11 protein-coding genes are annotated in these 13764 nt (G+C 43.3%); 7 read left to right on the top strand and 4 right to left on the bottom strand.

The genetic code is table 11. The features are described from left to right. The first annotated feature begins 114 nt into the window (after positions 1-114). The 6 genes from kdsB to P2W70_RS00840 all read left to right on the top strand — a co-directional run bounded on the left by kdsB (position 115) and on the right by P2W70_RS00840 (position 6525). The gene (kdsB, locus tag P2W70_RS00865; RefSeq protein ID WP_276479525.1) at positions 115-834 is read left to right on the top strand and encodes a 3-deoxy-manno-octulosonate cytidylyltransferase; all 720 of its coding nucleotides are present in this window, start codon (positions 115-117) and stop codon (positions 832-834) included. 33 nt (positions 835-867) lie between these two features. Then, entirely contained in the window at positions 868-1785 is a 918-nt protein-coding gene (locus P2W70_RS00860) for an ROK family protein (RefSeq protein WP_276479524.1), read from the top strand. Between the two features lie 642 nt (positions 1786-2427). Beyond that, entirely contained in the window at positions 2428-3501 is a 1074-nt protein-coding gene (locus P2W70_RS00855; RefSeq protein WP_276479523.1) for an iron-containing alcohol dehydrogenase family protein, read from the top strand. 153 nt (positions 3502-3654) lie between these two features. After that, the gene (locus P2W70_RS00850) at positions 3655-4215 is read left to right on the top strand and encodes a hypothetical protein (RefSeq protein WP_276479522.1); all 561 of its coding nucleotides are present in this window, start codon (positions 3655-3657) and stop codon (positions 4213-4215) included. Between the two features lie 97 nt (positions 4216-4312). Beyond that, on the top strand, positions 4313-5410 hold the full coding sequence (gene corA, locus P2W70_RS00845) for a magnesium/cobalt transporter CorA (protein ID WP_276479521.1): 1098 nt from the start codon (positions 4313-4315) through the stop codon (positions 5408-5410). 113 nt (positions 5411-5523) lie between these two features. Continuing rightward, positions 5524-6525 carry a sugar phosphate isomerase/epimerase family protein gene (locus P2W70_RS00840; RefSeq protein ID WP_276479520.1) on the top strand — a complete coding sequence of 334 codons (1002 nt, stop codon included), beginning with the start codon at positions 5524-5526 and terminating at the stop codon, positions 6523-6525. A gap of 34 nt (positions 6526-6559) precedes the next feature. Here the strand turns inward: P2W70_RS00840 and cydB are convergent, their stop codons facing one another. The 4 genes from cydB to P2W70_RS00820 all read right to left on the bottom strand — a co-directional run bounded on the left by cydB (position 6560) and on the right by P2W70_RS00820 (position 11842). Further along, entirely contained in the window at positions 6560-7594 is a 1035-nt protein-coding gene (cydB, locus tag P2W70_RS00835) for a cytochrome d ubiquinol oxidase subunit II (RefSeq protein WP_276479519.1), read from the bottom strand. A gap of 12 nt (positions 7595-7606) precedes the next feature. Further along, complete coding sequence (locus P2W70_RS00830; RefSeq protein WP_276479518.1) at positions 7607-8986, bottom strand: cytochrome ubiquinol oxidase subunit I; 1380 nt, start codon at positions 8984-8986, stop codon at positions 7607-7609. Positions 8987-9063: 77 nt separating this feature from the next. Continuing rightward, positions 9064-9570: a DUF2480 family protein gene (locus tag P2W70_RS00825; protein ID WP_276479517.1), complete on the bottom strand. Its 507-nt coding sequence runs from the start codon at positions 9568-9570 to the stop codon at positions 9064-9066. 148 nt (positions 9571-9718) lie between these two features. Beyond that, on the bottom strand, positions 9719-11842 hold the full coding sequence (locus P2W70_RS00820; protein WP_276479516.1) for a peptidylprolyl isomerase: 2124 nt from the start codon (positions 11840-11842) through the stop codon (positions 9719-9721). Between the two features lie 870 nt (positions 11843-12712). On the opposite strand from P2W70_RS00820, the gene nadA reads away from it, so the two are divergent. Further along, positions 12713-13723, top strand: coding sequence for a quinolinate synthase NadA (gene nadA / locus P2W70_RS00815; protein ID WP_276479515.1), 1011 nt, complete (start codon positions 12713-12715; stop codon positions 13721-13723). The last annotated feature ends 41 nt before the right edge of the window (positions 13724-13764 follow it).

Genomic DNA, 13764 nt, shown 5'->3' with positions numbered 1-13764 from the left:
ACCAAAGCCTTGAACCCCTCTTTTCTGTAAAGAAGCCAACAATCACAATACTACCAGTGACTGCCGTTCCGATATTCAACGCTTCTGTTATCTTTACAGCCAGAAATATTTATTATGGCGAAAGTGATTGCAATGATCCCGGCACGATATGCTGCAACAAGGTTTCCTGCAAAGCTAATGCAGCAGCTAAAAGGTAAAACTGTCATCCGGCATACTTATGATAATACAGTGGCGACCGGCCTTTTCGATGAAGTGTGGGTTGTTACCGATAGCGATATCATTTATCAGGAGATCGTCTCTAATGGAGGAAAGGCCCGCATGAGTGTGAAGGAACATGAAAGTGGAAGCGATCGGATTGCTGAAGCTATTGCCGATATGGATGTGGACATCGTACTTAATGTACAGGGTGATACGCCATTTGTCAAACAAAAACCACTACAAGAATTATTAAAGTGTTTTCAGGACCCTGGCGTTCATGTCGCATCCATGATGCAGGTTTTGCTGGAAAAGGAACAAATCGAGGACCCCAACTACGTGAAAGTAGCTGTAGATCGAAATATGAACTCACTGATGTTCAGTCGCAGCGTAATTCCTTATCCCAGAAATAAAGAAGTCCCCGTTACCTATTATGAACATATCGGCGTTTACGCATTCCGAAAAGAAGCCCTGTTGAATTTTACAAGTTGGCCCATGACACCGTTGGAAACAGCAGAAAAGGTGGAATGTCTTCGCTACCTGGAGTATGGTGTTCCTTTGCGTATGATCATTGTAGACTATATGGGTGTAGAAATCGATACACCGGAAGATCTGCAGCGAGCCGAAAAATTGCTTTGATCTTGTCAACCGTTTATTAAATAAATCCTTGCTATGAGCAATCCTTTATGGGGTATTGACCTCGGTGGAACCAAAATCGAAGGTGTCATATTACCATCGGCTAACGATGCACGGCCGATATTGCGAACGCGAATCGACACGGAAGCAGAAAAAGGCTATGGCCACATCGTTCACCAGATCAAAAAACTGGTTGACATCATGCACGAACAGTCCGGACTCGTCGCAACTCGAATTGGTTTTGGAACACCTGGCGAACTCGATCCAAGCTTGCAGACGATGAAAAACTGCAACAGTACCGCCTTGAATGGACAACCGCTTAAAAAGGACCTGGAAGAAGCGCTGAAGGTTCCGGCAATTCTTGCCAACGATGCAAATTGCTTTGCGTTGGCAGAAACACATTGGGGGGTCGTAAAGCAAGAGGTTCCAGATGCCCATATCGTTTTTGGAATCATCATGGGCACTGGTGTTGGGGGAGGTATTGTAATCGATGGACAAGTCTGGAACGGACGGCATGGCATTGCCGGAGAATGGGGACATAACTTCCTTGATGAGTCCGGCGGACCTTGCTATTGTGGCAAGGTTGGATGTGTTGAAAAAGTACTTTCTGGTCCGGCATTGCAGCAGTATTACACTAGCATAACAGGTAAGCACTATACCTTAAAAGAGATCGTAGCTGCTTTTTCCGCTGGAAATGATCCGGCAGCAAAGCAGACTATTGATCGTCTAAATCATTTCTTCGGCAAGGCAGTTTCCGTTATAACCAACCTCCTTGACCCAGACGCTATAATTATTGGTGGGGGAGTAGGAAATATAGAAACCATCTACTCAACGGGGGTTGAATCGCTTAAAAAACACATATTTAACAATGGCTTGGATGTCCCGGTCCTCAAGCCAACGCTCGGTGATAGTGCCGGGGTATTTGGCGCCGCAGCACTGGCGTCATCCCTATAAGTATTCCGCATAAATATTCAGGTTAATAATAATGCATGATTGTTGCAGCTTTTTGCTCCTACTATGACAAACACAATGGTTTGCACTTGTCAAATCCTGCAGTTTCCGACAGTTTTTCGCCCTATTTTCCCCGATTTCAAAAAAATATCAATTGTTACAAGATTGTATGCGCTAAAAAGAATTACTTTTATTCTATTCCGTTAGTCTACTGAAAACTTGCTAAATCGTTTGTCTACCGGCTCATTTAGCAATCCACTTAGAACCTTATCTGCCTTTTACAATCCAATAAGTCATTTAGAATCGATATAAGATGCTTTTCCGATTGCCTTCGCAACGGAATGAATGCGGTTATCATTCACTCGAAACTCAGCATTTTGGTTTAGGCTCTCCAAAAACGCAGCAGTTGGCTGCGTTTTACTTTCCCTGCCTCCATCACCTCCCAAAGGCTTTCTCTACGCACACGTTTTGTTACTTTGTTTTCTACACTTACCTTCATCCTGCCAATCGCAGTAGTTTGGCAGTGATTGACATCACTCAACGAAATAATAAAAGTTTACATAACAAACGAAGCGGCTATTACAATGGTTTATTGACCCGCATTGTTTACAGCAAACTGACAACAATAACTCTAATATCATAGGGATGAAATTCAGAAATTTTAAAATGGTAGACTACGTGGTATATGGCCGCGGAAGTTTTGATCAGCTCGATGAAATTTTAGCGCCGCGGCGCCAGGGAGATGCGCCCATTATCTTTTTCGTGGATCATTTTTTTGAAGGAGCCCCACTGGTAAACCGCATTCCATTAAGGGGAAAAGACAAGATTGTATTTATTGATGTAACATATGAACCCAAAACAACTTATGTCGATAAACTGGCCGCAGATCTTAAGGCTGAGTTTGGAACTGTCAGTGGTATCATAGCCATTGGTGGCGGATCAACCATGGACATGGGGAAAGCTGTATCCCTGATGATGACCAATCCAGGTTCCTCTGCCGACTACCAGGGATGGGACCTCGTTAAGTTGCCTGGCGTATACAAAGCAGGTATCCCCACGCTAAGTGGTACAGGTGCAGAAGTTTCACGTACCACCGTGTTGACCGGTCCCACCCGTAAACTGGGCATGAACTCTGACTTTACGCCGTTTGATCAAATCGTATTGGACCCGGAACTGACGACCAATGCACCAGTCAATCAGCGCTTCTATACAGGCATGGATTGTTACATCCATTGTATTGAAAGTCTGGAAGGCACATATCTCAATGAATTCAGTAAATCGTATGGGGAAAAAGCATTGGAGCTTTGCCAATATGTATTTCTCGAGAAGGATCAGTGGGATGAAGAGTGTGATGATAAACTGATGATGGCTTCCTATGCGGGCGGCATGAGTATCGCCTATTCTCAGGTTGGCGTAGCCCACGCGGTAAGTTATGGCCTTAGCTACTTGCTGGGAACAAAGCATGGAATCGGGAATTGCATAGTCATGAATCACCTTGAAGAATACTACCCTGCTGGTGTAGAAGAATTTAAGAGGATGGTAGACAAAAACAAAATTGACATTCCTGTAGGCATTTGCAAGGGGCTTACCGACGAACAATTCGACACAATGATCAATGTTTCTCTTGGTATGAAACCCTTATGGGAAAACGCGCTTGGAAAAGATTGGGAAAAGGTGATGACCCGTGAAAAGCTGCGGAAACTATATGAAAGGTTGTAAAAACCTGATCACCAGTAAGGCTGCCGGCCACAGATAGGGCTGCACGTCTTACCTTTTTGTTATTTGACGTGAAAAAGGATGCAGCCTGTACGGTCAGTCATGGTTGTATTTTATGTTTAAGGTATATTCGCTAACACAACAACCAAAACCACCATGAAAAAAATGCTGTTGGCTTTTTGCGTTTTAAGTTCTGCATGTCTCTTTGCACAGGACAAAGTAAATCCTGTGATTAAAAAGGGAGCACGCTTGAGTTATACATTGCTAACCAGTGGACAGAACATTCCTTTCACCGCTGTTATTGACTCCTTGAGCAGCGAATATGTTAGGATTGGATGGACGATCGAGGGGATGGGTACTGGTGGATGGGTAATGAAGAAAAAGTCACTTGAAAGCGCCAAAAATGGGTATTGGACACAACCAACTGCAGGTACCGATGAAGAATTAGGTGAAGAAACAGCCGTTTTATTGATATCAAAACAGCAATGGAATATGCTTCAACAGGATAAAAAGTTTTTCTATAATGACGCCACGTTTACAGTTAAGGCAGATCAGCCTGGTTTGAAGGTAGGTGGCAAAAATATAGATGCTATCCTGGTAGAAGGCCCCGGCGGTTCCACTCGACTCTGGATATTGAACAATCCTGCATTTCCGGCACTTGTAAAAGTGGAAGGTAATCCTCATGGTGTAGACCTGGAATTGAATACAATAGACTAGTAATAATATAACTACGTAAAAAAATGCCCCATTAATATCTGGGGCATTTTTTTTGGGTTATGGTTATTATGCTTAATTTTTCATTGATATACCAATTATGAGCCCGCAGAAATATCTACGTTATCTTGGATTGCCTTCGCTATTTGGAACCCACCGGACCAAAGAGATATTTAATATCAATCCAACCGCTGCCCCGGAACGTGAAGAGGCAAAACAAATCTTCATCACCGTATTTAACTACAATGCAGAAAAGGTTGAGGAAAGAAAGCTTGATAAGATCGAAGAATGCTTTGCTTACCGGGATAGTAATCAAATTAGTTGGATCAATATAGATGGCATCCGTAAAAAAGATGTTGAAGCCGTCTCGACCCAATTTGGTATACATGCCTTGTTGATTGAGGATATTTTAAGCATGCACCAGCGCCCTAAAATGGACGAAGTCGAGGGTGTTTTGTATTGCCTGTTAAACATGCTGTATTTCAATAGCACGACAAGAACGGTCGAAACGGAACAGATAAGTATTGTGCTGGGTAGGCACTTTGTGGTTTCCTTCCAGGAAGATGCGGACCGGGATGTATTCGATCCGATTCGGTTCAAGCTGCGTATGGCTAATAGCAAGATCCGACAACGAACAGCTGATTATTTGTTGTACGCCATGCTGGACATCATTGTCGACAACTATTTTATAGTGATGGAGAAACTGGGAGAACAGGTCGAATTGTTGGAAGAAGAAGTGATCAGGCGAAGCAATACGAAATCGTTGGCTCGCATCAATCAATTGCGCAAGGAATTGATCGTACTTAAAAGAAATATAGCACCAGTTCGAGACCTCCTCAATGGCATTATACGAAGCGAAAGCGACCTGCTCGACGATCGAACTACTAAATACTTCAAAGACGTATACGATCATATTATCCAGGCGTATGACCTAAGTGAGAACTACCGGGATATGATGACCAGTATGCAGGACCTATACATCAACAACGTCAACCTCAAACTCAATGAGGTCATGAAGGTAATGGCTATAGTTACCTGTCTGTTAGCTCCGGCTACCGTAATTGGTGGAATCTTTGGTATGAACTTCGATTTTATACCATCCATTCATAATAAATGGGGATTCTTTAGCGCCGTAGGATTTATGTTGCTAATTCCCATCTGGATGTTATGGGCTTTCAGGAAACGAGGTTGGTTTTAAACGTTGCTTTGTGCACAACAGACCAGACAGGGTATAAGAGGTTAATCTTTGGCGATATTGTTGTATTTTCAGTTTACTGAGATCTGATTTTTTGCTATCTGAAAAAACTTATTATGTCAACCAATCGTCGTCAATTTCTGCTACAGCTGGGTGGTCTTACTGCTGGCTTAGGAACTGTTGCTGCCGGCGTGGCCGGTTGTAATGATGGCTCCGAACCATCAAAAACCGCCACTCAAGATTCCGTTTCTGGCACCAGCACTGCCTCTGCCCAAAAGTTATTCTTTGAAATTTCACTGGCCCAATGGTCGCTCCACAAATCTTTTTTTGATAAAAAACTGGACAACCTGGATTTTCCAATTGTCGCGAAACGTGATTACGGGATAAGGATCGTTGAATATGTTAATCAATTTTTCAAAGACAAAGCCAAAGATGAAAAATACCTGGCCGAACTGCTAAAACGATGCAATGACAATGGTATTAAAAATCACCTGATCATGTGTGACGGCGAAGGTTCACTGGGATCCACCAATGACAAAGAACGCATAACTGCGGTTGAAAACCACTATAAGTGGGTAGATGCTGCTAAATTCCTCGGTTGTGCTACCATTCGTGTAAATGCACATGGCGAAGGTAGTCGCGAAGATGTGCAAAAAGCCGCCATCGATGGCCTCGGTCGTTTGGGTGAATATGGCGCCAAGGCAGGTATCAACATCATTGTGGAAAATCACGGTGGTTACACATCCGATGGGAGCTGGTTGGCAGCAGTGATGAGAGGTGTGAATAAACCTAATATTGGCACCCTCCCTGATTTTGGGAATTTCTGCGTAAAGCGGGATGGAAAAGATATGTATGCTGGTAACTGTGTCGAAGAATATGATCGTTACAAAGGTACCCAGGAACTGATGCCTTTTGCAAAGGGTGTCAGCGCGAAAACTTTTGATTTTGATGCAGCAGGTAATTGCATAGAAACTGACTATTATAAAATGTTCAAAATTGTGAAGGATGCAGGCTTTACCGGTTATGTCGGTATAGAGTTCGAAGGAGACAAATTAAGCCCGGAAGAAGGTATCAAAAAAACCAAGGCCCTGCTGGAGAAAGTAGGGTCAAGTATATAAAAATAAGGGCGGCCATGTGGGCCGCCTTTATTCCTTAATAACTCATTTCGTCCAGTTTTACTTTTCCCTTGAAGGTCCAGAAAACAAAAGAGGTATAAATAGCAACCAACGGTGTCCCGATCACCGCGATCGTAAGTAATATTTTCATTGTTTTGTAAGAAGAAGCGGCGTTTTCAATGGTGATACTATTGGCAGGGTTCTCTGTAGAGTACAGTAGATAAGGATATACTTCCATAGCAACCATGATTAATAGCAGCGCAATTGTCAGCGCAGAACTGATAAAAGCATATCTATATTTTCCTTTCTTGATCTGCCGTGGAATATTTGCAATGCTTAAAACCATAAATATTGGAATGATGAACGCCACAGGGTTTGCCCGGAAAAAATCGCTGAGGTGTGGTACATATAGAAGTGTATACAGTGTCGTGATGACGAAGCTAAGTACGAAAAAAATGATGAAATTCCGCGAAAGGATACGTAGTCTGGCATATAATCGTTTCTCAGTTTTCATGGTGAGGTAGATCGCACCGTGCACCATGAACAGTGCCAGCGTCGTAATGGAAACCATGATCGAAAAAGGATTAAAAAACGAAAGCCAGTTTCCGGAAAACTCACGTTGTTCATTGAGGGGAATTCCAAGGGCTACATTGCCCAGCATCAGTCCCAACGATAACGCTATGGTAATCGATGCAGCGCAGTAAACAACATCCCAGGTTTTACGCCACCACAACATGGGTTCTTTACTCCTGAATTCAATAGCAACTGCTCTAAAAATAATTCCCATCAGAAAAACCATGAAAGGCACGTAGAAGGCAGAAAAAATGGCGGCATAAGCAACCGGAAAACCAGCAAACAATGCACCGCCAGCAATGACGAGCCATACTTCATTGCCATCCCAAACCGGACCTATCGCATTCAATGCAATGCGACGGCTCTGTTCCTTTCTCAACAAAAGATGAAGTGCCCCGGCTCCCAGGTCAAAGCCATCGAGAATAGCATAGCCGCTGATCACCCCACCAAAGACAAGAAACCACCATACGTTGAAATCTAGTCCAAGAAATGTTTCCATACTGTAAAACTGTTAATGAGCTAATAATGGGTTATCACGTTTGGTTCCTTCCTCGATGGATTCTTTTGTACCATAGTCTACAGGGCCATGTTGTATTTTCTTGTTGAGTAGGTAAAGAAATAATACCAACAGCAATAGGTAAACAACCGTAAACATGATCAATGAGAAAAGAACCTGGTTCGCCGTTACAGCTTTTGAAAGGGCATCAGAAGTTTTTAACAACCCATACACGACCCATGGTTGCCGTCCCATTTCTGCGGCAAACCACCCGGATTGATTGGCAATTTGTGGTAGCAGTACAGCCCATACGAATACCCACATCAGCCATCGCTTGTCAAACAATTTGTTTCTGAAATAAAGCCAGGTAGCAAATACAGTCAGGCCAATGAGCGTCATACCAATGCCCACCATGATATGGTAAAACTGAAAGACGGCGTTTACCTGTGTTGGTCGTTCGTCGGCTGGAAATGCATTCAGGCCTTTGATCGGTGTGTTGAAATTCCCATGTAAAAGGAAAGACAATCCGCCGGGAATCCGGATGCCAGCTGTTTCCTGTGTTTTATTATTCACGTAACCCATCAAATACATATCACCGGTCGCCAGGGAATCATAATGACCCTCGAGCGCCGCCAGTTTTGCAGGTTGGTTCTTGGCCACCCCATCTGCGCTTTTGTGTCCAACTGCCAGTTGCAACAAAGAACATACGGTAGCAGTAAATAAAGCCAGTTTAAAGGATGGTTTCGCTATTTCAAGATACTTGTTCTTTAATATATACCAGGCGTTGACGCTCAATACCAAAAAAGCACCGGCAAGGAATGCACCGATCCACACGTGCGTCAACCTTTCCACACTGGAAGGGTTAAATACCATTGCCCAAAAATCTGTGATTTCAGCACGCGCGTTCAAGCCTTCGCCGACAATCCGAAATCCTGCAGGCGTTTGTTGCCAGGAATTCGCTACGACAATCCATACAGCAGAAAACATAGAGCCTAGAAATACCATTACCGCAGAAAAAAAATGCACTTTAGGACCTACCCTGTTCCAGCCAAAAATGAGAATGCCGAGAAAACCAGATTCCAGGGCAAAAGCAAAGATGCCCTCAGCTGCCAGGGCACTGCCAAATATATCACCCACGTATTTAGAATAAGTAGCCCAGTTGGTGCCGAACTCAAACTCCATGATAATGCCTGTGGCAACTCCAATTCCAAAAATGAGGGCGAAGATCTTGATCCAGAACCGGGTTATCTGTTCATACCGTTTATCGCCGGTTTTTAAATACATCCCCTCGAAAATGACAAGTAACAATCCTAGTCCAATACTGAGTGGCGGATAGATGTAATGAAAGGCAATAGTAAAGGCAAACTGAATTCGGGATAAAATTTCTACATCCATGGGAAGAAATGTTTCTGTTACAATGCATTTTTCCTATAAAAAAAAGTCCCACCAAATATGGCAGGACGTTTATGCAATCATTTCTTTTTATAAATGGGAACCGTGCTACAAGGTTCTCCGTACATGATACTTTTCGCTACAGGTCTCAATTTCCTGGTTATCTCCAGGTAGGCAAACTCTCCGATGGGTATATCACCGCATCCTTTTACGACTATCCGTTGATCCATAAAAGCATCGGTAGGTATCGCCGATATATTCCTGAGGAATATTTGTTGCCTGGCCGTTTTTTCGTCTCCAAAAACAATGTCTTTTGATACAGGCTGCAGATAAGTGGCTACCAGCATATATGCCCACATGGGAATAATGGCATCAGCCGAGCAGGTTACTGCCACTATTTTATCCTGATAAACAGACCAGTCGTATTGTTGCAAGGTGGCTCTAAAATCCTTTTCCTTGAGAATCATTCCCATGAAAAGATGAGGTTGCAGGTCAAATACTGAAATCTCTTCTTTTGGGTAGTATTCCTCCAGATCCAAGGTGATGAGCCCACTGGCCGCTATTTTATTGACGATTTCTTCACTCATGCAATACGCTGTTTCGGAATAATAACAAAGTTACAGCGTAATTGGTTGATAAGAAAGCAAAACGACGGATTATAGTCAAAATGAAAATCCCGTTCTCCAGCTTTACGCTTCGGAACGGGATTCCCATAATATTATAGACTAGAATTGTTTAGTAGAACTTATACCGATTATCAGTAATGTCTGCTGCGCGCTTAAGCGTTTCGATTACCAGGTATCCCATGCGCTGAGCTTGCTGGGCTGCCATCTGTTGCTGGGTCTTGACATCCAGACCAACACCAGGAAGAGCACTGATACTATTTACCTTGATATAGTAAACCCCAATCTCTCCAAAAATAGGATCAGATACCTTGCCCTGGTAGTTCTTGTTGAAAGCGGCGCCCATAAGCCTGCTTTCATTGCCGAGGTTTGGAATATAAGGCGAAGAAAACTGAATGCTATCCAGCTGTTGCACAGGCTGGTTCATGGCTGTAGTAATTGCCTCCAGTGATGCAGGTGTACCTACTTTCTGAACAATTTGTTCCGCTTTCTTTTGATTACGGATACGTGCTTCCAGCATAGGTCTTGCTCTTTCTACAGATATTGTTCCTTTTTCGTAGCTGTTAACAAGAATCGGAACAATGTATTTGTCGCCGATGAAGAATGGCTGATTGGCGACATCGCCGAGTTTGGCGTCGTTATATACCCAACGAACCAGTTCACGGCTGGTACCGATACCAGGAATATTTGCCTCGAGCGGAGCAATGTCATAAGCATTGAACTTATTAAGACCCTGCTTTTTGATGTTATCTTCAAATTGTTGTTTGTTACGGCTCTCAGCAGCAAAAGTTGATGCTAACTGGTGAGCAGTATTAGTGGTCAGTTCACTGGGATAAACCGGTTGAGTGAAATAGGCAATATTGTAGGCAGGAGAAGATCCTTTCTGAGAGAGGATTTCCACATAATGGTATCCGAACTGGGTTTTCACTACGCCTTTGGTTCCCGTAGGATTACCAAAAATGAAATTGTTGAATTCAGCCACCATACGACCGGTAACTACATTTTCATACACACCACCGGTTTCTTTGTTACCGTCGTCAGAATATTTGCGACAAAGAGTGTCGAAACTAGCACCGCCACGGATAGCCAATTCAACACTGTCAGCAATACGCTGTGCTGTAGAGTCTAATCTGATAGGAACAAATTCGCCGGTACGTGGGTCTTGTGTGCTGGTGCCAATCAGGATGTGACGGATCTTTACACTATCGGGCCACTGTGTCGCGCTGATTACACGTGCCAGCGTATAAGAACCGCCATCCAGGTAAGGTCCATACACACCACCTACGGGTGTTTTTACAATGGAGTCGATTTTTTCAATCTTGATTTCTTTACGGGAAATGTTTCCATCATAATAAGCTGTTTGGCTGTTCTCACGAACGAGGAAGCTTTTCACGTCGCTGGTCGTTGCGAAAGAATCTCTCAGTTTCTCCACACGGGCAAGCACTTCCGCAGAATCCGCAGCACTGGGGGCAGCGTTGACCATGACATATTCGATACCACGTGATTTTTCTTGTTTGAAAGCCTCTTTGCGCTCATCGATATACTTTTGAATATCAGCGTCGGTTACTTTAATGGTAGAGTCCGAGATGGTGATGTAAGGTATATTAACATACGAAATGCTGGAGACCTGGCTGTTGTCTGCATTTCTTTTTTCAATGAGCCATTTTGGAACATAGTAGCTCTTGGCGATCATACCCACGAATTTCTCACGGATACGTTGTTTAGCCAACGCGGGTACGAACTGGCCCCAAAAGCTGTTATATTCATTTGATCCTTTCTTCAGTGATTTAATTGCATTATAGGCAGCATTAACATCGTACACACCTTGCTCATTGGTAAACTGCTGACGCAATTGCTGAGGAGGATTAGCTCCATATATTATATCAGACTTTTCCTTATCGCTTAACTCAAAGCCAAGCTTGTCCATTTCTTTGTCAAGTACCGCGTTTTCCACATACTCATTCCAAAGGCTCTCACGGATCTGCTGACGTGTGTTTTCATCTACAGGTTGTCCACTGGCTGTATAGTTGGCTTCTGCCTGCGCAAGCTTTTTCTCAAACTCGATGTAATCAACCTTGGTTCCGTCTATCTTTCCGAGCGTAGTTGATTGGCCACTGAACAATCCTCCACCTCTTCCACTAAATGCATCCTGAACGATGAAGGCGATCAATGCTAAAGCAATCGCTGCGATAATGATCCATGCGGCTTTGTCACGAATGGTCTGAATAATAGCCATATAATATTATGTTACTCCCATTGTTTTAAGGGGATGGCAAAAATAGGGTAAAAATTATTATGAACAAATTGTGGAAAACAGGGTCAAATATGCACCAACACAGCGTTTTATGATGTTGAGGTAATGACAATTATTATTATCCGTCAATCACTATTTTACAGCCTGTTGGCAGCTCCTGCAGGAGCTTTGACCTTATACGGTGGTCAGGTGCGCTTTTTTTAGAGAACATCTCCGCCAGTACCAGGCACTATTGTTTATTTCCTATTGTGATTTTCCTGGGATTTTAGACAAACCAGTGTCCCATTTTCCGCAGGTATGATTATTTCGGCTAGTTAGAGGAGAGAATTGCTTTTGAACAGTTGGTTGATGCTACCTGCAACAAGGTGTTATTAACATCGATGGGCTATAACCAGTTTTTTTGTGGTTTTTACTGTCTGTGGGGGTGGATTTTTACGTGAAACGTCCATGTGGAAACAGTTTCCCCGGACTTTCGTTAATAACTCCCGATTACAGTGGAAAACCCCGGATTTGATACCTTGGATTTCGTGGATAGTTGGGTAAGAAGTTACGGAGAGCGCGGACAGGTTCCAAGCCCTGTATAAAAACCGATAGTTATTCTATCTCCATTAACACTAAAATTGCGTTGTGAATAGGATGTTTTTATACCGTACTTTTTTAATCCACCAAGGTGGAAAACCGCCTGAGAACCGCAACCAGCGGGATATTCTGATTGTTAATGAATTGTGGAAAACAGTGGATAAACGGGTTGTTGTAACTTTACCAAAAATTGGACGCGACGTTTTATCCACGAATCCACAGCCGTAATAGTAATAGGTTATTTTAAAAATAATAGAAGTAATAATAAATACTATGGGAGATATACACATAGGAGAAGCAAAAGAGAATATCAGCAACAGAGGATTTTTAGATGTTGAAGTTGATCCGACAATTGATTTGTTTGGTGAGATCGAGCGATTGAAAAAAGAGAAAAATGCGATCGTGCTGGCGCACTATTACCAGGAGCCTGATATTCAGGATGTTGCCGATTATATCGGGGATAGCCTTGGATTAGCGCAAAAGGCCGAGAAGACCGACGCTGATATCATCGTATTTGCGGGTGTGCACTTTATGGCTGAGACGGCGAAAATTTTGAATCCGAACAAAAAAGTGTTGTTGCCGGATCTTAAGGCAGGTTGTTCCCTGGCAGATAGTGCTCCGCCTGATCTCTTTAGGCAATTTAAGGCCCAACACCCGGATCATCTGGTTATATCCTACATCAATTGCACGGCGGATATTAAGGCCCTTAGTGACATCATATGCACGTCTAGCAACGCCGAGAAGATTGTGGAGAGCATTCCTGTCGATCAACCCATCATTTTTGCGCCTGATAAAAATCTGGGATCTTACCTGATCAAGAAAACCGGTAGGAACATGGTCCTTTGGAATGGCGCTTGCATGGTGCACGAGATATTTAGTCTGGAGAAGATCACCAGACTCAAAATAAGGCACCCTCAGGCGAAGATCATAGCCCACCCTGAGTGTGAGGAGCCAATTCTTAGGATCGCCGATTTTATAGGCTCTACGACTGGATTATTGAAGTACAGTCAGGAAGATGACGCAAAGGAGTATATCGTCGCTACAGAAACAGGGATTTTGCACCAAATGCAGAAGGCGAGGCCGGATAAGACGTTTATTCCTGCGCCTCCGGATAATAGTTGCGCCTGCAATGATTGTCCACACATGAAGTTGAATACACTCGAAAAGCTTTACTTGTGCATGGAGTATGAGCTGCCTGAAATAACTATGAACGAACAATTGCGTTTGGCTGCCCGTAAACCAATAGAGCGAATGTTGGAGATCAGCGCAAAGTATGGGTTGTAAGCATTGTGGATAGTGGAAAGGAAAAAGTGGATATGGTAGAG

This window comes from Paraflavitalea pollutisoli, from assembly GCF_029360705.1.
In the GTDB taxonomy this organism is placed as follows: Bacteria; Bacteroidota; Bacteroidia; order Chitinophagales; family Chitinophagaceae; genus Paraflavitalea; species Paraflavitalea pollutisoli.
Note: the sequence above shows the minus strand (reverse complement) of the source record. Positions and strands in the feature narration are given on the sequence as shown.

Bases quoted from the DNA above. Each gene is read 5' to 3' on its own strand.
- kdsB (WP_276479525.1), top strand. From the start codon at position 115: ATGGCGAAAGTGATTGCAATGATCCCGGCACGATATGCTGCAACAAGG.
- P2W70_RS00860 (WP_276479524.1), top strand. From the start codon at position 868: ATGAGCAATCCTTTATGGGGTATTGACCTCGGTGGAACCAAAATCGAA.
- P2W70_RS00855 (WP_276479523.1), top strand. From the start codon at position 2,428: ATGAAATTCAGAAATTTTAAAATGGTAGACTACGTGGTATATGGCCGC.
- P2W70_RS00850 (WP_276479522.1), top strand. From the start codon at position 3,655: ATGAAAAAAATGCTGTTGGCTTTTTGCGTTTTAAGTTCTGCATGTCTC.
- corA (WP_276479521.1), top strand. From the start codon at position 4,313: ATGAGCCCGCAGAAATATCTACGTTATCTTGGATTGCCTTCGCTATTT.
- P2W70_RS00840 (WP_276479520.1), top strand. From the start codon at position 5,524: ATGTCAACCAATCGTCGTCAATTTCTGCTACAGCTGGGTGGTCTTACT.
- cydB (WP_276479519.1), bottom strand. From the start codon at position 7,594: ATGGAAACATTTCTTGGACTAGATTTCAACGTATGGTGGTTTCTTGTC.
- P2W70_RS00830 (WP_276479518.1), bottom strand. From the start codon at position 8,986: ATGGATGTAGAAATTTTATCCCGAATTCAGTTTGCCTTTACTATTGCC.
- P2W70_RS00825 (WP_276479517.1), bottom strand. From the start codon at position 9,570: ATGAGTGAAGAAATCGTCAATAAAATAGCGGCCAGTGGGCTCATCACC.
- P2W70_RS00820 (WP_276479516.1), bottom strand. From the start codon at position 11,842: ATGGCTATTATTCAGACCATTCGTGACAAAGCCGCATGGATCATTATC.
- nadA (WP_276479515.1), top strand. From the start codon at position 12,713: ATGGGAGATATACACATAGGAGAAGCAAAAGAGAATATCAGCAACAGA.